Source organism: Paenibacillus sp. FSL k6-2145, assembly GCF_037976585.1.
Taxonomy (GTDB): domain Bacteria; phylum Bacillota; class Bacilli; order Paenibacillales; family Paenibacillaceae; genus Paenibacillus.
The window spans coordinates 4,176,603-4,194,671 of the sequence record NZ_CP150267.1 but is presented as its reverse complement, the minus strand read 5'-3'; the positions used below and the strand labels follow the sequence as shown (position 1 = coordinate 4,194,671).

The window sequence follows — 18,069 nt, the reverse complement described above, 5'->3', positions numbered from 1 at the left end:
ATAAGTCGTTGTCAACCCATTTTTTTCTTGTTATTATAATTATATGTGTCGATATTAGTCGAGAAAAGGTGGTTTATACGTGAGAGTGCATGTTACTGATCTTAAACCGGGTGACCTGTTAAAAAATGATGTATACAACAGTTCGGGTCTCCACATGCTGATGAAAGGTTCCACCCTCAGTGAAGATGACCTATCCAAACTGTTGCAACATGGAATCGAGTACGCAGATGTAGAACACACAACATCCGACCTACACTCTGATGCACAAACCTTACCTTCCGATCAAACCCGTCTGTTAACTAACTTGTTTAACGATACGATCAAAGGTACTGAATCTCTATTTCAACAAGCGATGGAGAAGGGTTTTATTGATGAGACACAGGTCGATGAGATTTTGTTTACCCTAACAGAACAGTTGGAAAAACAAAAAGATGTTGTCTCCTTGTTGCTTATGCTGGACGGGGATAGCGATTATACGTACAACCATTCATTGCAAGTCGGAATGCTCGCTTTTTATATCGCCGGCTGGATGGGTTACAACCCCGAGGAATGTCTAACGGTAGCCAAAGCAGGATATCTTCATGATATCGGCAAGTCCAAGATTCCTTCTGAAATGTTACATAAACCTGGTAAATTGACCACGGAAGAATTTGACGAAATGAAGAAACACACATTCTATGGGTACGATATCATTAAAGAATCCACGCAGGATGAAATTCTGGCAACGGTTGCACTTCAGCATCATGAGCGCGAGGATGGAAGTGGTTATCCTCATGGACTGCGAGGAGACGAGATCCACCCATATGCCCGTATAACTGCTGTAGCAGACGTTTACAGCGCCATGACGACGAATCGGGTGTACCAGACCAAACAGGAACTGATCTCTGTTCTATGTGAACTGTACAGCCTCAGCTTTGGTCAGTTAAATGCTGAAGCAACGCAGGAACTGATCAAGCACATGCTGCCTAATTTTATCGGTAAAAGGGTTCTGCTCACCACGGGTCAGACGGGACTCATTGTCATGAATAATCCTGCGGATTATTTCCGACCACTCGTTCAGACCTCTACGGCCTTTATCGATTTAGCGAAAGAAAGAGATATTGCTATCGTTGAGATCTATGTACAGTAACTGTTCATTGTACACAGCATGTATACGAAGAACTCCATAGTAACTGAAATAGCCAACTCATAGGTCGGCATATGACAAAAGGGAAGCCGTAATCGGCTTCCCTTTTGTCTATTCCGATTCGATCATGTTGGAATTACACGCAGAATGCTTTTGTGATGATAACCAACAGAATGAACAGTACCAAGATTGCACCAGTGTTTGTGAACATATTGTATCCACCAACGCCGCCTACTCCGCCTACGTTGCCACCACAGCCATATCCTACTTCGCTCATGTGATTGCCTCCTCTTCATCAGGTATACCCTAACATATGACGTTTCCGTTGGAATGAACCGGGCGAACAGGCAACATTCGATAAATGGTTGTCTGTCTGCATCTACCTGAGTGGATCAGCCTTTTGCTACTCCCTGTTCTTTGCAGAGATCTATATGTCGGAATCCGAATGAACCTGAATGCCTTTTTCCTTGCGGTGCATAATAACAAGTAATCTCCAAAATTCATAACTGCCTTTGTCGTTCATAATAAACGGTCGATAATAATCAAACGCTTGCTGCGCCCATGCGGGACAATCCATATTGGAAAGTTGCTCCTGTTGCTGAATCCATCCCCCTTGAATCTCCAGCGTTTTCTGCATGGCTTCAAACATTTTCTTCTGCTCAGTGGTCATCGGCGGAGCCTCCTGTTCCTGGGATGCAGTTCCGTATTCGGCCTGTAGATACGCACCCGGTTCCGTCACACCATCTTCGCTGGCTGTATACCCGTAAGATGGTGCACTTGTTTTACGAATCTCATAATGTACGTGCGGGCCAGTACTCTGACCCGTGCTTCCCTGATTACCGATAAGCTGCCCTCGCTTCACACGCTGCCCAACGGTTACGGCAATCCGCGAAAGGTGAGCATAACAATGCAAGTAGCCACGATGATCTTGAAGGGCAACTGTAAGCCCGTAACCGCCGAATCCGGAGCCTGTAACTCCTTCGGAAGAAAAACGTACCCTACCTTCCATAAAGGCATAGACGGGGCCATTCCAGGGCTCTGTCACGAGATCAATTCCGCGGTGAAATGTCTGTCCACCATGAATAGGATGAATTCGATAGCCGAATGAACTTGTAATCCGATAGCCCTCGAAAGGGTTTACACTCATACACTCACATCCTTTTCTATCATTAAATGCTTAAATCTACGAAATGGCTTGTGCTATTGGTCTTATTTTATTCCACAAAAATACCACTCAGAATAGCATTGGGAAAACCTTGTGGTCTTTCCAACGTATATTCCAAGCGGCGCGCTATGTTTCTATGATTACTCTATCAGTTACATATACTATGTTTTTAGTTCAACCACTACACACTCCTAATTCAGAGGTCTGTATATGACCCCTAACTGATCGAGTTCCTGTCCTGCTCTTCCATAAAATCCGGCTATATACCACCCTGCTGGTGCCTCAAGTTTAATTTGATCCGATGTCTTTTGTCCGCCTTCAATCTTATTTCCAAGATTGGTCGACAACTCCACGTAAAAGATTCGTTTATCTCCATTACGTGTCCCCTGACCAATTGTTGCCTGAGTTAAGTACTCTCCGTCTGCCAAGGTAAGTGTGGCATTGTTGGATTGACCACCATGTGCCAGGTTCGTTCCATCCCTGTACAACGTTGAAATGCCGTCTACACGGTTGCCCGAGTTAAGCACCACTGAGCTAGGTCTGGACTCCGGAATATGATTTAGATCATTAAACCCAGTTCCTCCAGACCCTCCGATTGTTGAACTTAGTTGGTACTGAGAAGATGTGCTGTACACAAATTCCGCTGTAATCGGATAATGATCGGAGAGTTGCTTCCCACTCGGGTCAACAAATGTTTGATTTTCTAATCGATAGCTCTGTGCATTCAGGGACAATGCTTTACTTCCTCGATACAAAATTTTGTCCACTATCTCATAGTTTGGTCCATTTAAATTGGTTGCATCCATAAGGGCGTCTCCATCAGCGGGAATACTCCCACCTCGAATCAAATCGATCCACGGATCTCTTAAACCATTCTCAGACATGAGCAACTCTATATTGTCAGCCGCACGGGTGTACCGTGTATTGGTATCCCCAAATACGATAACCGCGTTCCCGTCCGAGTGCTCCTTGATGTAATTGGAGAGTTGTCTGATATTATCTCGTCTGGCTTCAAGCGATTTATCATCGCTACCTGCGTCCGCATGCAAGTTGTACACGTCCACTTTCACCTGAGGTGTGATCTCATATGTAGCTGCTGTAAATCCTTTTGGAGTCAATTCATCACTTCCATTGTCAAAAAGACCTGATCGCTTATCCCAGGTTACACGCTTCAAGTCACGGAATGGATATTTGGACAGACTGTTCAACCCACTACCAAAACCCGCAATTCCGCTTGTTGTCGTCAAATACGGCAGAGTGACTTGGGATATCAGCTCATTATGATAATTAAAATCCTCTTGCACATTAATGATGTCATAGTCATTTAATTTTGGGGATATCTGAACGGTGTACTCCTTGGGGTTGGAACTGGATACCAGATCCGGAAGACCACCTACATTGTAACTAAGTACGTTGAATGAACCGGATACCGTACCACCTTCTGCTGCACTGGCCGAGGATAAAAATAAAGGAGAGCTCGTAAAGACAACAACAGCAGACAATACCAAGGCTGCTCCTTTTTTAATTATACTTCTTCGCATTATATACCTCCTCATATTTGAATCAATTCAAATATATGTAATATTCGTTAATGGAAGAATAACTCTGGTCTATTCATTTGTAAATATACAAATTGGACTAAAGAATATTTTCACTCGCACTCCGATGACAGAACAACCTTCTGAACGCTGTTATCACCAGATTTTCGAAAAAAAAAACACCCCCTAGAGAGACTTTTCAAAAGTCTGCTCTAGAGGGTATTCGATCACATGAAACTATATCTACTGCTTAACATCAGCAGCTAAGTTTAGCTTTACGGCTTCGAAAGGCGCTGCATTGGATTAACCAATGGAGCCCTCCATTTCGAATTTGATCAATCTATTCATCTCAACGGCGTATTCCATTGGCAATTCCTTCGTGAATGGCTCAATGAAGCCCATGATAATCATCTGTGTTGCTTCTGCATCAGTCAGACCGCGGCTCATCAGGTAGAAGAGCTGATCCTCAGACACTTTGGATACTGTAGCTTCATGCTCCAGCATGATGTTATCATTCATGATTTCATTGTAAGGAATTGTATCCGATGTGGACTCATTATCGAGAATGAGTGTATCACACTTGATGTTGGATTTCGCGCCCTCAGCTTGACGTCCAAAGGAAGCCAAACCACGGTACGTTACTTTACCACCATGTTTACTGATGGACTTGGATACAATCGTAGATGTTGTATCCGGAGCCAAGTGAATCATTTTCGCACCTGCATCCTGATGCTGGTTTTTACCAGCTACAGCGATGGAGAGTACGGAACCTTTAGCTCCACGGCCTTTCAGTACAACCGCTGGATATTTCATTGTCAGTTTGGAACCGATGTTACCATCGACCCATTCCATTGTTGCATTTTCTTCTGCAACCGCACGTTTCGTAACGAGGTTGTAGATGTTTGGTGCCCAGTTTTGAATCGTTGTGTAACGAACACGGGCATTTTTCTTACAAATGATCTCAACGACCGCACTATGCAGTGAGTTCGTGCTGTAGATTGGAGCTGTACAGCCCTCTACATAGTGAACGAAGCTATCTTCGTCGGCAATGATGAGTGTACGCTCGAATTGTCCCATATTCTCGGAGTTAATCCGGAAGTAGGCTTGCAGAGGCACTTCACATTTAACGCCCTTAGGCACGTAGATAAAGCTTCCTCCGGACCATACCGCACTATTCAATGCAGCAAATTTGTTATCTGCTGGCGGAATAACTGTTGCAAAATATTCACGCAGGATTTCCGGATGCTCTCTGAGAGCCGTATCCGTATCCATGAAGATTACACCTTGGTCTTCCAATTCCTTTTGCATGTTGTGGTATACAACCTCGGACTCATACTGAGCCGATACACCTGCAAGGAACTTTTGCTCTGCTTCAGGGATCCCCAATTTATCAAAGGTTTCCTTGATTTCAGAAGGAACCTCTTCCCATGTTTTACCTTGTTTTTCAGAAGCACGCACATAATACTGAATATCGTTGAAATCCAATCCGTCGAGATCTCCGCCCCATTTCGGCATTGGCATCTTCTCGAATTGTTTCAAGGATTTCAGACGGAATTCCAACATCCATTCCGGTTCATTCTTAATCTTGGAAATCTCGGTAACCACTTCTGCAGTCAGACCTTTACCGGTTTGAAAGATGGATTTGTGCTCGTCGCGAAAACCATATTTGTACTCTTCCATTTCTGGTGCTTTTTTAGCCATCTTGCTCTACCTCCCTATCGTTATTGTACTTTGTTCTCTTCGTCAATCCCTTTGCGTAATGCATTCCAGGCCAGAGTGGCACATTTGATGCGTGCAGGGAACTTGTTCACACCGGATAGGGCTTCGAGATCTTCATAATCGTCGAAATCGACTTCTTCACCTTTCATCAGTGAGGAAAAACGGTTAGCGATATCGAGTGCCTGTTCCATCGTTTTGCCTTTGACAGCCTCCGTCATCATCGATGCAGAGGACATGCTGATGGAGCAGCCTTCACCCGTATATTTGGCTTCCTGAACGATTCCGTCTTTCAGCAAAATTTGCAGTGAAATCCGGTCGCCGCACGTTGGATTGTTCAAATTCACCGTGACAGCGTCATTATCAAATGTTCCGCGGTTACGCGGGTTTTTGTAGTGGTCCATTATAACACGTCTGTACAGATCATCAAGTTGCATCGCCAAAATACTCCTTTGTCTGGATTAAGGCGCTGACAAGCCGATCTACATCTTGTTCGTTATTGTATAGATAGAAGCTGGCACGAGCTGTTGAGCTAACTTCAAGCCAGCGCATTAGCGGCTGACAGCAATGGTGTCCGGCACGAATGGCTACGCCACTCGCATCCAGCACTGTTGCCACATCATGCGGATGAACATCCCCCAGATTAAAGGTAACAACACCCACATGCCGCTTGGCTGGGCCATAGATGGTTAGCCCATCGATCTCGGCCAGTCGTTCTGTTGCATAAGCTGCCAGCACACTCTCATGATGTGCGATCTCATCCATACCAATCTGCTCCAGAAAATCAATGGCAGCTCCCAACCCTACCGCACCTGCGATAATCGGGGTTCCACCTTCGAACTTCCAGGGAAGCTCTTTCCAGTTGGATTCGTACAGACCCACATCATCAATCATTTCACCGCCAAACTCAATGGGTTCCATGGACTCCAGCAGCGCCTTTTTGCCGTAGAGTGCACCGATTCCGGTTGGTCCGCACATTTTATGACCGGATAATGCATAGAAATCACAGTCTAGATCCTGCACGTCCACCTTCATGTGAGGTGTGCTTTGTGCGCCATCAACAACGATGACAGCACCATTGCGGTGTGCAATTTCAGCAATTTGTTTCACAGGATGGATCAGACCCATAACATTGGATACATAAGCGATGGCTACAATTTTAGTATTGTTCGTAATCGTCTTCTCGACATCAGCCAATTCAATATGACCGTCAGGCTGAAGCGGGATGTATTTCAATGTTGCACCTGTCTCCTTGGCAACCTGCTGCCAAGGAATCAGATTACTATGGTGCTCCATTTGCGTGATAACAATTTCATCGCCTTCTTTGCAATTGGCGCGGGCATATGATGAAGCCACCAGATTCAGGGCTGTCGTTGTCCCGCGAGTAAAGATAATCTCCTGTGTACTACGAGCATTGATAAACTTGGCTACCTTCTCACGTGCGCCTTCGTAAGCGTCGGTTGCACGGCTTCCAAGGGTATGAACACCGCGATGTACGTTGGAGTTCTCATACTCATAATAATGTTTGACTGCTTCGATCACAGCACGAGGCTTCTGTGAAGTCGCAGCACTATCTAAATATACGAGCGGGTGTCCGTTAATTTCCTGGTGGAGGATCGGGAACTGCTCGCGAATGGACGGGTTCATTGTCCCAGCTTCTTCTCAATCAGGGACTGCAATTGGGTGCGCAGTGCTTCCAAAGGAATATCCGCCACCACCGGAGCCAGGAAGCCATAGATGATCAGGCGTTCGGCATCCGTACGGTTAATTCCGCGCGACATCAAGTAATGAATCTGCTCGGCATTGACTTGACCAACAGAAGCCGCGTGACCTGCTGTTACATCATCCTCATCAATCAGAAGGATTGGGTTGGCGTCTCCACGTGCTTTAGGACTCAACATCAACACTTTCTCTGTCTGCTGTCCATCGGCTTTGGTAGCGCCTTTCTCAATCTTCGTGATCCCGTTGATGATTGCAGAAGCTTCTTCACGCATAACTGCACGTGTAATCATCTGACTTGGTGTATTCTTGCCGAAGTGACGAGCTTCTGTGGTGTAGTTGATTTTCTGTGAACCGGAACCTACAGCGATGACTTTGGAATCAGAACTTGATCCATTGCCTTTCAGCACGGTCATCGTGTTGCTCGCTGTATCGCCGTTATTCATTTCGCCTACAATCCACTCGATCGAAGCATCATTCTCCAACACTGCACGACGGAATGAAACATCAGTTACATTCACACTCAGTTGATGAACCGATGCGAAACGTACTTTAGCACCGGATTTTGCGAATACTTCCACAACACCATTATGGAAAACAGGTGCGGACAATTCGCCAGATACATAGTTATCAACATAAGTTACTGAACTGTTTGCTTCTGCAACCACAAGCACGTGAGGTGCAAACGTTGCAGATGCGTCATCCGTAAGTAACACTGCTTGCAGTGGTACTTCGATTTCGACATTTTTCGGAACATACAGGAAGACCCCGCCATTCCAAAGTGCCGCATGCAATGCAGCGAGGGAATGCTCATCCGCTTTCACCGCTGTGTTCAGATATGGTTTTACCAGATCGCCATGTTCGCGAACCGCTGTAGCCAGATCCGTGAAGATAACTCCTTTTGCCGCCAGATCAGCAGACACCTTGGAGTATACCGTACCGGAATTGCGCTGGATAACCAGACTGCCTTCAGCTTGATCCTGAACCAGATCTTTGATAGAAGCAGGTACTTCTGTCAAAGAAGAAATAGCTTCACTTGTTTTATATGTTCCGTACTCGCTGACATTCCAGCGTTCGATTTTTTGTTTTTCCAGTTTAGGAAGCGCAAGCCCGCTCGCAAGCTTTAAAGCTTCGAGCCGCTGTTCGGTCAACCAGCCGGGTTCATTGTTGCTTTCCGACAAGGCGCGAAGCGCTTCAGATTCAACCGGAAGAATTGTTTGTGTAGTCATTGATTAATCCTCCTCCGTTTTGTCTTTACGCTTCTTGACCTACAGTTTCGTCTGTAATTCCCAGCTCTTCCTTAACCCAGTCATATCCTTCAGCTTCCAGACGGTGTGCCAGTTCAGGTCCGCCGGATTTCACGATACGACCTTGCATCATAACGTGTACGTAGTCAGGAGTAATGTAGTTAAGCAGGCGTTGATAGTGAGTGATGATCAAGAAACCACGATCTTCGCTCTTCATTGCATTTACACCGTTTGCTACGATTTTCAGAGCATCGATGTCCAGACCGGAGTCAATTTCATCAAGTACTACGATTTTCGGATCAAGCAGCATCATTTGCAGAATCTCGTTACGTTTTTTCTCACCACCGGAGAAACCTTCATTCAGGTAACGGTGAGCGAACTCAGGGTTCATGTCGAGTTCTTTCATTTTACCTTCCATTTGACGAATGAACTTGATCAGGGAGATCTCGTTACCTTCGCCGCGACGTGCGTTAATTGCACTACGCAAGAAGTCGGAGTTTGTAACACCTGCAATTTCACTTGGGTATTGCATAGCCAGGAAAAGACCTGCACGTGCACGCTCATCTACTGCCATATCCAATACATCTTCACCATCAAGTGTAATTGTACCGTCAGTTACTTCATATTTCGGATGGCCCATCAATGCAGAAGCCAGAGTTGATTTACCTGTTCCGTTCGGACCCATGATTGCGTGGATTTCTCCACCTTTCATTTCCAGGTTGATGCCTTTCAGGATTTCCTTACCTTCGATCGTCGCTTTCAGACCTTCAATGACGAAATTCGTAGCCATGTGTATTGTTTCCCTCCATTGATTAAATTGATGTTTACTGTCGAAAACGAAAAAGCGCCTATTATATCTGAACAGGGCTTCCCCTGAATTTCTCTTGTACTCGATTCCTTAAAGCAAGAACACTTTAGAATAATTCTAAACTGATTCTCAATGATAATCAAGCTATTTCCTCAGAGTGTATATTCCTTGCAGGAAACATTATTCTTTCTGATTCTATAATAAATACCAGATTGAATCAAATGAGAAAACATCTCCCGCCAAGATGGACAGTGAGAAAAATCACAGAAAATCAAGCTTTTATCGTATCTGCTATACACTAATCCAAAAAAAGGACTTATCCATATTATGGACAAGCCCCTTCATTAATAATATTACAATTTGAGCATCTCGTTAATCTTCTGTACCTGTTCGTCAAAATCCGCAACGTCCACCACCGGCGTCATTTCGCGCGGCACCGGACCATTCGGAATAGAAATCCATGAACGACAACCGTTATATTCAGGCAGTACGGGGATTTCCATCGGTTCTTTCAAAAGGTACACACGTAAAATCAATACATGGAGCGGATCTTTCCGTTTCCATTTCAAACGGTCTTCGGCAAAATCCGCTGTCCACATATGAAAGTCAAGAAGTCGATCCAGCATCTCCTGATCTCGTATCTCCAGATCCTGCGTTACTTCGGCATATGCAGTAATAGGGATTGTCGAAGCTTCGGGCACCCATTCGGCCAGTGATTCTTCAACATAGGATTGATCCGAGGACTTAATCAGTTCTTTACGCTGATGTTCATAAGTCGGATACAGGTAAAACGCCGGACTTTTCAGCTCAAAATGTCGGGTTTCCTCTACAATACCACCTTTGCGCATCACCATAATTTGGCGACCCGTTTCCAGTGCTTTGATTGCAGAAGCCCATTCTTTTAAAGCCGGTATCGTTGGTTCTAACATAAGCGGTTCCCTCCCCTATCATTCTTGTCAGCAGTATAGACGCTCAGGGCGTTTCTGACAACAAAGATCCGAGCTCAGAAAGCTTACGTAAGAGAACCACTTGTATTAGGCAAAATCTTGGCTATATTAACCTAGGAAAGAGCGAAGCATCCACATGTGTTTCTCCAGGTCGGCCTTGAAGCCTGTCAGCATATCGGATGTTGGTTGATCTTCAGCTGCATCTGCAACTTCGATACCTTCCTGATATTCATTCGAAAGTGTAGCGAAGTCCTCGATGAGGTTTTGCACCATTGTTTTTGCGTCTTCTCCGCCTGCTGCTTCCTGGATAGAAGAAAGCTCCAGATACTCTTTCATTGTAGCCGCTGGGCTACCTTTCAGCGTTAGGATACGCTCTGCGATTTCATCCATTTGTACTGTAACTTCGTTGTAGAACTCTTCGAATTTCACATGCAACGTGAAGAAGTTAGGTCCTTTTACGTACCAGTGATAGTTATGGATTTTAACATACAATACGTTCAGGTTAGCTACCTGACGATTAAGTACTTGTTCCACCGATTTTGCTTGATCTGTTTTGTTTTTTGTAGCCATATTAATCCCATCCTTTATTTAAAATTAGTCTGTCATGGCATGATAAGCAGGTTGTCCCGCAATGCATAACAGAGAGTTAATAATGTGTCACCGCTTGCTAGCGGAGAGGCTTATGAACAGTGTTTCTCTCAACTGTCCGGCCTATTTGTTTTTACCCTGGAACAGGAAGTTCGAATCAGGATCAACTTGGCTTGTCTCAAAAAAAAGTTCAAAAACCACGCTATTTCCGATATACTGACATATACCAAGCAAAGAAGTGGGTTTTCCTGTTTCTTCATATATATGGAGGTGGCACCTTTGTCCCAATATCGCCCGTTTACCCCCCAGGATGCAATTGAACTGGCCAAAACATTACCGGGTCCATTTGCGGCAGATGCAAATCTGGATTGTCACGAGATCGGCGACGGTAATCTGAATTTGGTTTTCCACATCACGGATCTGAACTCCGATAAAAGTATCATTATCAAACAGGCGCTTCCTTATGCGAAAGTGGTTGGAGAATCATGGCCACTGTCTCTGGTACGTGCCCGCATTGAACGTGAGATTCTTCAGGAGGAGTATCGTCTGTGTCCAGGGATGGTACCCGAAGTGTATCATTACGATGATGACCTCGCCTTAACGGTTATGGAAGATCTGAGTGATCATGTGATCATGCGCAAAGGCCTGATTGAAGGTGTTTCCTATCCTCTTTTTGCACAGCATATTGGGGAATTCATGGCAAGAACGCTGTTCTTCACATCCGACTTGGGCATGGATCAGCAATTGAAGAAGGAACAACAGGGCAGATTCATTAATCCGGACCAATGCAAAATAACGGAGGATCTGATCTTTGATGAACCCTACCGGATCGCCGAGAAAAATAATTATGATGCTTCTATTGAAGACGAAGCTGAAGCCCTGCGCACAGATGGAGAGCTTCACCTTGAAGTGGCCTTGCTGCGGGAAAAATTCCTGACATATGGGCAGGCATTGCTTCATGGAGATCTGCATACAGGCAGTATTTTTGTTACACCTGAATCGACCAAAGTCATCGATCCCGAATTTGCATATTACGGACCCATGGGATTCGATGTTGGTGCAGTCCTCGCGAACCTGCTCTTGAATTACGCATCCCTGCCAGGATGGATTCAGGATGAGACTGCTTTGCGTGAGCGTGAGACGCTTTTGCTGAACATGGTTCGTGATGTATGGACTGAATTCGAATCTCGTTTCCGTGCCCTCTGGGTTAATGACCTCGTTGATCCGATGGCAAAAACGCCAGGCTATCAGGATCTGTATGTACAACAATTGTTCAGAGATTCCATTGGCTTCGCAGGTGCCAAAATGGTTCGTCGTATCGTTGGACTCGCTCACGTGGCGGATATTGATACCATTCCAAATGCGACTGAACGTGAACATGCTCAGCGTAAAGCATTGTCCATTGGTAAAGCATTGATCAAGAACAATCGTCGCTTGAATACCATCGGCGAAGTACTGGATATTGTATCCACAGCTGTTACTACTACTAAGGCTTAACATAAGGAACGGAGGAACCACCCATGACAACCCCTGAATATCAGCCTCTGTCCTCTCTCATCTGGAAAAAGGACAAGCTTGAAATGCTTGACCAGCGTCTGCTGCCCGAAACGATCCTCATGTTGAAACTGTATACACCCGAGGAAGTATGGGAATCCATCCACTCCATGAAAGTACGCGGTGCTCCGGCGATTGGTATTGCTGCTGCATTTGGTGTTGTATTGGGTGCCAAATCATATGACGGAACGACCATTCAAGGTTGGTTGGACCACGTGAAATCCATATGTGCTCATCTGGCCACTTCCCGTCCAACAGCGGTGAACCTGTTCTGGGCATTGGATCGCATGATGCAAAAAGCAAATGAGGTCGTTGAATCCGGCCTGAGCCTGGATGAGGGCAATGATGCTCTTGAAGTAGAAGCTCTGTTAATTCAGAAGGAAGACGAAGAAGTATGCCGCATGATCGGCGAGAATGCACTGCCTTTATTCGAAGATGGTATGGGTGTTCTCACTCACTGTAATGCAGGCGGACTGGCTACTGCGAAATACGGTACGGCAACTGCTCCAATGTATCTCGCACAGGAACGTGGCATTCACCTGAAAGTATTTGCAGACGAAACTCGTCCTGTACTTCAGGGTGCACGCCTGACTGCATTTGAGTTACAGCAAGCCGGCATTGACGTCACGCTGCTCTGTGATAACATGGCAGGCATGGTGATGTCCAAAGGCTGGATTCAAGCTGTTATCGTCGGAACAGACCGTGTGGCAGCGAACGGTGACGTAGCTAACAAGATCGGAACCTACAGCGTAGCCGTGCTTGCCAAGGCTCACAATATTCCGTTCTATGTAGCAAGCCCATTGTCGACCATAGACTTGTCCACTCCATCCGGCGACCTGATTCCAATTGAGGAACGTGCCGCGGAGGAAGTGACCGAAGGATTTGGTAAACGCACAGCACCGCGAGGTGTTAAAGTATTTAATCCAGCATTTGACGTAACGCCTAACGAATATGTAACAGCTATTATCACGGAAAAAGGCGTTGTTCGCGCACCTTTCCAAGAAAATCTGGCTGCCTTGTTCGCGAAGGAAGAAGTTTAATTAAATGGAAAGCGTTCGTGTGTATAGAGGTGGGAGCTACGATGTGCCAGGCTCTGTATTACGACGCTAAAGAAGGGCTTCCCATATGGGGAGCCCTTTTGTTAGTGATTAGATCATTTTCAACAAAGCTTCTACACCCGTCATGCCAACCGTAATGCCCATGGCCTCGGCTTCTGTTGTTACCGACTCCATAGGTGCATGCAACAATTGCTCCAGTGTACGCACACCAACCGCCCGAGCCGCAATAATCTTGCGATCCCCGAGCTTCTCATTAAGTAATCCCACATCGAGTGCTCCGCACATGATATATCCTTTGGATGTATTAATGGTCAACAACGTTGTTTTGGGCAGCTTGACTTCTACCCCAACCAATACATGCTCTCCAACTACAATGGGCTCCATCGTCACCATAATTTCCCGATCCACCTCCTCTTCCACAGGTCACGATAATTGTATGCCTCATTCTGGATTGTCGTGTGGACACCTGCCGTGTTTGAGAAAATGTAGGTACTTACAGTTCAATTGTTGGTAATTCTCCTCGCAGACTTTAGTAGAAATATGCTTTCATTGAAATAATCATACCACCTCTCCAACATGTGTTTTTTTGTTTTGCGCGTTTCACGCACTCAACTGGTTAACGTCATATTAAAATAGACGCAATTATGAGCGCCTTCACTGTATGTACTTATAGGGTAATAAGACAGTTGCAATTTATCATCTCAAATTTATTCAGTTTATTATCATGTTACTTTTCAATTTTTTTCTGTAATTTAACAAGGGGATCAATAATCCCCTTGCATTTATCACCATGCCATTTTTAAAAATTATTATTAAAACGCTACCCAACCATTGGTAGGTGTCATATTAGAATGACTGGTAGTGAAAGAGTAATATCTATGTGATGGCGTTGAAGCTTTAATGTTTATTCCTAATGTATCGCTTAAAAAGCCAGCAGCCCCTGTTGCTCTCATAGTCCAAGTGCCCGATGCATTGAAGTAGCCCTCAGAAATGAAACCCGGACTATTGTTTGATGTTTCGCTCAAAAGATATAATGGATTCTTATTCGTATGACCTTGTATAACTTGAAGAGGTTTTACTGCCACGCTTCCATTGTGCTCCCAACTGACTGTCAGAGTGATAGTGGTTGTATCAATGCCAAAAGCTGCTAATTTAACAGAGCGGCTAACTGATGCATGTTGATTGGCTTGTGCGGCTAAAGCATTCGTTGAAAATTGATTTGCTTGACTATCTTCTGTTGTGATAGTCTCAACTTCAATAGAAATTTCCTTATACTTGTCTTCATATAATGAACCCTCCTTACCAGATAACATATCGCCTATCGCATTTACATAATCTTCTGATGCGATAAAGTTCAGGAAAGCATTTTGCTTAGAGGGCCCTAAGTTGGTAAACTGTTCCAAAGTCTCAGTAGCTTCTGTATCTCCCTCACTAATAAGTTGATTTAAATAATTCACATATTCCTCAGCAGTATATTTTACTGGTTCAGATGAAGCATCTGCTAATGCCGTAGATGCAAATAACGTTGTTACTAGAACTAGTACTAGCGAACTTTTTGATAATTTCCTTAACATTGAATCAATTCCCTTCAATTGGTTATATAGTAGTATAGGCAAGGTGATATTAATATGTTACCATTAATTAGGAAGTTTGAAACAGTTATTCTAAATTTTCTCAAAAGGTGATGATAACTTGAAAAAAAATGGACTTATGTGGATTGTAATAGTTATAGTAGCTATAATGGTCGTTATGGGAATTTTATATTTTTTCGTTGAATCTGCATAAAGAATAAGGGAGATCTCTGAGATAATTATCTCTGATCTCCCTTTTGATTCTATAGTCTAAAGATAGTTTTTCTTACTTTCACCCAAAGATATGGTTTTTATAAATACCATCTATGAACACAAAATACCGAAGTAGAAAAAAAATCAGCTTATTGCTTCTTTTACTTATCTTTGCCTTCTTGAGAAATGATTGAAGTGACTACGCTACCCATCAATCCCTTTTTCCCGGCATGTCTGCAAACCTCCGTAAAGATATCTTGGATTACAACGTCAATCTCCCATACTTCTGTATAATCTCTTGAGAGCGTCATTCCCATTCCCAATATCCTTTTGCACACTATGAGTATTTATGGTTACTGGACTATCCCCAATCCATTTGCGACTCCTTACACAGGGAATAAACACCCACAAAAAAAGACCCCCTCATCCAAGGAAGGTCAAAGTGGGCCTACCTTAAAACGCATGCTCATCATTCTTTAATCGCCTTATCTCCGTTAACTCTCTTCTAATTCCTAGTACACGTCTATGAAGTACACTGCGGTCTATTGATTCAGCTACCGACTTTTTGAACTGGACATCCAAATCACTTAATTGCTCCTGAGCTAGTTTCTTTTTATGTATTAGTTTAACTTGAACTTTTGTAGTTTCAGGCTTGATAGGCTTCAATCTTTTCTGCTTCATAATCTGTTCAAATACACTGTCCTCTTGATGCATGGTCTTCATTCCTTAATGTGTGATGAACACATTGTATCATAACGAGAAGACGACTGTTACACAATAAAGTACAGATGCTTAGGGATGGACATGAGCCTAAACGCAAAAAAAAGAGGGCCAACGCCCTCTTTGATGATGTACTCATTTTATAAAATGTAAAAATACGCTTGATTTCCTGGACTCTTCACAATTACTGTGGTCACTAAATCACCGGCATCCAGTTTACGGATACTTGTGATCGAATCCAATTCTTCATTTGCAATAACTCTTGGTCGGATATACGCAGCCAGATCAGGCTTGGAAATTGTCATTTCAGTAGCCATATCGACAATCTGTCTCACATCTACTGTAGACTGCATATCCTTCCACTCTCGCACCTGAAGATAGCTATCCAAGTATTCTCTTTCCTTGATACTAATGTGGCCATCCAAAACATCCATATACTTGACCTCAATGCTGGAAAGCACATCAGGTCTGGAGATATATAATTGCCCAAGCTGTTCTTCCAAATAAGGAATCTCAAGACTGCCTGCCCTCTCATCATGATTTAATGCTCTGACTTGAAGAACACTATTCAGATCAGGCTTATTAACCTTAATCTCCGAAATCACAGTCGAATCACCATCGTACATGACCGTAAGCAAAGACCCCAACGTTGAAGTTGCTTTTATATAATTGGAGACTTCCAATGAAGCATGAAGATCTGGTACGGATACAATTAGACTCGTATCCCGTCCATCATCGAGCAGTTGTGATATCGTTAACGTACTAACTAGAGACATTTGTCTATCTACCGTAATAACTGAAGGCAAGTCAGGATGAGACACTGCGATTTCTACAGTTTTTTCATCGTCCAGACTTGTTCTAACGGCAAGATTACCGTCTCTATCCTTAGTTGTTCGTATGGCGGTAATGAACTGCGAATGAAGCTCGGGCTTAGAAATAGAAACCAATGTTTCCTTCTCTTCTGTCCTACTTTCAGCAATAGAAATGTTCGAACCTAGTTCTGCATCTATACGTTTAGCTATTGTCAGATCTACATCCAGGTACGGACGGCTGACCGCGATTACTTGAGGTATATCATGATGCATGTGATCCTCATAACGGTGGACGTACAACTGAGATTTGAGCCAGTCCAGCCCAATATCACTGTGTACAACTAACGTTGAAGCTATATCCTTGCGACCTGCACCATAAATAAAAACTTCACTTTCAATTTCGGTTCGACCGATGGAATAGATCTGAGAAGTGATATATTTGATCTGCAAAACAGGTGGTTTGGAAGACTCACGAGTGTTGAAATAGATCGGCGTGTTACCGCTAGACTGAATAATCATTCCAACATTCGAAATAATACCTTCTCTCCACATTCGAAGCAATGCCATCATATCAAACTCAACATAACGTTCAGTCGTATCCAGGATATAACTGGACGATAAGAGCTGAATGGACTGAGGCCTGTTCGCATACGTAATCCCGTACTCACGCCACAACGTATCAGGCTGATGCAACTCAATGTGTGCTCCAGGTGCCAGGGTTCCTGTGTAAGATAACCTCAATTTAGCGTCTTCCAGATATAAAAGATCAGGTATTCTAGTATCCAAATCACCGAAATGTATAAACGATTCGAATTGCTCTATCTCGTCTCTACCGATCATCATACGCTGTGTATCACCAAAGTTGAGCGTCTGCAGGTGAGTTTGGCTTCGTGTGGTCGCATCAGCAACAGGCTTAAGATTAACAGTTACACGCGGCGCTTCCAGTAATTCATATTTGCCGTGTGCACGGTTATGTGGGCGAACGTACAACATGCCTTCAAGATCAACTTTGGATGCCGTTTGAATGGTTGCGCCCAGATCTCCTTGCGACCTGTACATCACCGATAGCGAATTGCTCAATTCCTGTGACCGTCTGACGCGTACGGATACATTGGAGACGATCTCGCTAACTTTTCTTGTAGCAGCTATTAGGACCGAAGGCAGTTCTTCATCCACCTGATTGTACAGGATATACTTTGCTGCAAAACGATTTTCCGGACTTTTAATATGTATAAAACTATCTAATAGAGTCTCCCCGTTATTAATTTCACTCACTTCCTGTCTCAT

The 18,069-nt window shown here is 44.1% G+C and carries 18 protein-coding genes; 3 read left to right on the top strand and 15 right to left on the bottom strand.

Going from position 1 to position 18,069, the window contains the following annotated elements:
- Positions 1-79: 79 nt before the first annotated feature.
- Positions 80-1,129, top strand: a complete 1,050-nt coding sequence (locus NZ043_RS18720; protein ID WP_091032616.1) for an HD-GYP domain-containing protein — start codon at positions 80-82, stop codon at positions 1,127-1,129.
- 133 nt (positions 1,130-1,262) lie between these two features.
- On the opposite strand, the gene NZ043_RS18715 is transcribed toward NZ043_RS18720, so the two are convergent.
- The 10 genes from NZ043_RS18715 to NZ043_RS18670 all read right to left on the bottom strand — a co-directional run bounded on the left by NZ043_RS18715 (position 1,263) and on the right by NZ043_RS18670 (position 10,836).
- Entirely contained in the window at positions 1,263-1,403 is a 141-nt protein-coding gene (locus NZ043_RS18715; RefSeq protein WP_017689533.1) for a hypothetical protein, read from the bottom strand.
- Positions 1,404-1,553: 150 nt separating this feature from the next.
- Positions 1,554-2,273 carry a M23 family metallopeptidase gene (locus tag NZ043_RS18710; protein WP_133384174.1) on the bottom strand — a complete coding sequence of 240 codons (720 nt, stop codon included), beginning with the start codon at positions 2,271-2,273 and terminating at the stop codon, positions 1,554-1,556.
- A gap of 209 nt (positions 2,274-2,482) precedes the next feature.
- A complete protein-coding gene (locus NZ043_RS18705; RefSeq protein WP_206105724.1) occupies positions 2,483-3,832 on the bottom strand; it encodes a jacalin-like lectin in 1,350 nt (449 codons plus the stop codon).
- Between the two features lie 300 nt (positions 3,833-4,132).
- Complete coding sequence (sufB, locus tag NZ043_RS18700; RefSeq protein WP_091032622.1) at positions 4,133-5,530, bottom strand: Fe-S cluster assembly protein SufB; 1,398 nt, start codon at positions 5,528-5,530, stop codon at positions 4,133-4,135.
- A gap of 20 nt (positions 5,531-5,550) precedes the next feature.
- Complete coding sequence (gene sufU, locus NZ043_RS18695) at positions 5,551-5,982, bottom strand: Fe-S cluster assembly sulfur transfer protein SufU (protein WP_017689537.1); 432 nt, start codon at positions 5,980-5,982, stop codon at positions 5,551-5,553.
- The gene (locus NZ043_RS18690; protein WP_091032625.1) at positions 5,972-7,192 is read right to left on the bottom strand and encodes a cysteine desulfurase; all 1,221 of its coding nucleotides are present in this window, start codon (positions 7,190-7,192) and stop codon (positions 5,972-5,974) included. Before NZ043_RS18690 ends, sufU begins: the two co-directional genes overlap by 11 nt.
- Entirely contained in the window at positions 7,189-8,493 is a 1,305-nt protein-coding gene (gene sufD / locus NZ043_RS18685) for a Fe-S cluster assembly protein SufD (RefSeq protein WP_091032628.1), read from the bottom strand. Before sufD ends, NZ043_RS18690 begins: the two co-directional genes overlap by 4 nt.
- Positions 8,494-8,518: 25 nt before the next feature.
- Positions 8,519-9,301: a Fe-S cluster assembly ATPase SufC gene (gene sufC, locus NZ043_RS18680; RefSeq protein ID WP_062833524.1), complete on the bottom strand. Its 783-nt coding sequence runs from the start codon at positions 9,299-9,301 to the stop codon at positions 8,519-8,521.
- 371 nt (positions 9,302-9,672) lie between these two features.
- Complete coding sequence (locus NZ043_RS18675; RefSeq protein ID WP_091032630.1) at positions 9,673-10,248, bottom strand: DUF1802 family protein; 576 nt, start codon at positions 10,246-10,248, stop codon at positions 9,673-9,675.
- A gap of 126 nt (positions 10,249-10,374) precedes the next feature.
- On the bottom strand, positions 10,375-10,836 hold the full coding sequence (locus tag NZ043_RS18670; RefSeq protein ID WP_017689542.1) for a Dps family protein: 462 nt from the start codon (positions 10,834-10,836) through the stop codon (positions 10,375-10,377).
- A gap of 297 nt (positions 10,837-11,133) precedes the next feature.
- On the opposite strand from NZ043_RS18670, the gene mtnK reads away from it, so the two are divergent.
- Complete coding sequence (mtnK, locus tag NZ043_RS18665) at positions 11,134-12,351, top strand: S-methyl-5-thioribose kinase (RefSeq protein WP_176872713.1); 1,218 nt, start codon at positions 11,134-11,136, stop codon at positions 12,349-12,351.
- A 23-nt stretch (positions 12,352-12,374) separates the two neighbouring features.
- Positions 12,375-13,448: an S-methyl-5-thioribose-1-phosphate isomerase gene (gene mtnA, locus NZ043_RS18660; RefSeq protein WP_133384172.1), complete on the top strand. Its 1,074-nt coding sequence runs from the start codon at positions 12,375-12,377 to the stop codon at positions 13,446-13,448.
- Between the two features lie 108 nt (positions 13,449-13,556).
- On the opposite strand, the gene NZ043_RS18655 is transcribed toward mtnA, so the two are convergent.
- The 5 genes from NZ043_RS18655 to NZ043_RS18635 form a co-directional block, all read right to left on the bottom strand.
- Positions 13,557-13,859, bottom strand: a complete 303-nt coding sequence (locus NZ043_RS18655; protein ID WP_017689545.1) for a DUF1805 domain-containing protein — start codon at positions 13,857-13,859, stop codon at positions 13,557-13,559.
- 419 nt (positions 13,860-14,278) lie between these two features.
- Complete coding sequence (locus tag NZ043_RS18650; RefSeq protein WP_133384171.1) at positions 14,279-15,040, bottom strand: hypothetical protein; 762 nt, start codon at positions 15,038-15,040, stop codon at positions 14,279-14,281.
- A 371-nt stretch (positions 15,041-15,411) separates the two neighbouring features.
- Positions 15,412-15,567, bottom strand: coding sequence for a hypothetical protein (locus NZ043_RS18645; RefSeq protein WP_339309047.1), 156 nt, complete (start codon positions 15,565-15,567; stop codon positions 15,412-15,414).
- Positions 15,568-15,703: 136 nt separating this feature from the next.
- Positions 15,704-15,964, bottom strand: coding sequence for a hypothetical protein (locus tag NZ043_RS18640; RefSeq protein WP_133384170.1), 261 nt, complete (start codon positions 15,962-15,964; stop codon positions 15,704-15,706).
- 146 nt (positions 15,965-16,110) lie between these two features.
- Entirely contained in the window at positions 16,111-18,057 is a 1,947-nt protein-coding gene (locus NZ043_RS18635; RefSeq protein ID WP_339309046.1) for a DNRLRE domain-containing protein, read from the bottom strand.
- Positions 18,058-18,069: the final 12 nt, after the last annotated feature.

Coding starts and splice junctions, on each gene's coding strand:
- NZ043_RS18715 (WP_017689533.1), bottom strand. CDS start 1,403: ATGAGCGAAGTAGGATATGGCTGTGGTGGCAACGTAGGCGGAGTAGGC.
- NZ043_RS18710 (WP_133384174.1), bottom strand. CDS start 2,273: ATGAGTGTAAACCCTTTCGAGGGCTATCGGATTACAAGTTCATTCGGC.
- NZ043_RS18705 (WP_206105724.1), bottom strand. CDS start 3,832: ATGCGAAGAAGTATAATTAAAAAAGGAGCAGCCTTGGTATTGTCTGCT.
- sufB (WP_091032622.1), bottom strand. CDS start 5,530: ATGGCTAAAAAAGCACCAGAAATGGAAGAGTACAAATATGGTTTTCGC.
- sufU (WP_017689537.1), bottom strand. CDS start 5,982: ATGCAACTTGATGATCTGTACAGACGTGTTATAATGGACCACTACAAA.
- NZ043_RS18690 (WP_091032625.1), bottom strand. CDS start 7,192: ATGAACCCGTCCATTCGCGAGCAGTTCCCGATCCTCCACCAGGAAATT.
- sufD (WP_091032628.1), bottom strand. CDS start 8,493: ATGACTACACAAACAATTCTTCCGGTTGAATCTGAAGCGCTTCGCGCC.
- sufC (WP_062833524.1), bottom strand. CDS start 9,301: ATGGCTACGAATTTCGTCATTGAAGGTCTGAAAGCGACGATCGAAGGT.
- NZ043_RS18675 (WP_091032630.1), bottom strand. CDS start 10,248: ATGTTAGAACCAACGATACCGGCTTTAAAAGAATGGGCTTCTGCAATC.
- NZ043_RS18670 (WP_017689542.1), bottom strand. CDS start 10,836: ATGGCTACAAAAAACAAAACAGATCAAGCAAAATCGGTGGAACAAGTA.
- mtnA (WP_133384172.1), top strand. CDS start 12,375: ATGACAACCCCTGAATATCAGCCTCTGTCCTCTCTCATCTGGAAAAAG.
- NZ043_RS18655 (WP_017689545.1), bottom strand. CDS start 13,859: ATGGTGACGATGGAGCCCATTGTAGTTGGAGAGCATGTATTGGTTGGG.
- NZ043_RS18650 (WP_133384171.1), bottom strand. CDS start 15,040: ATGTTAAGGAAATTATCAAAAAGTTCGCTAGTACTAGTTCTAGTAACA.
- NZ043_RS18645 (WP_339309047.1), bottom strand. CDS start 15,567: ATGGGAATGACGCTCTCAAGAGATTATACAGAAGTATGGGAGATTGAC.
- NZ043_RS18640 (WP_133384170.1), bottom strand. CDS start 15,964: ATGCATCAAGAGGACAGTGTATTTGAACAGATTATGAAGCAGAAAAGA.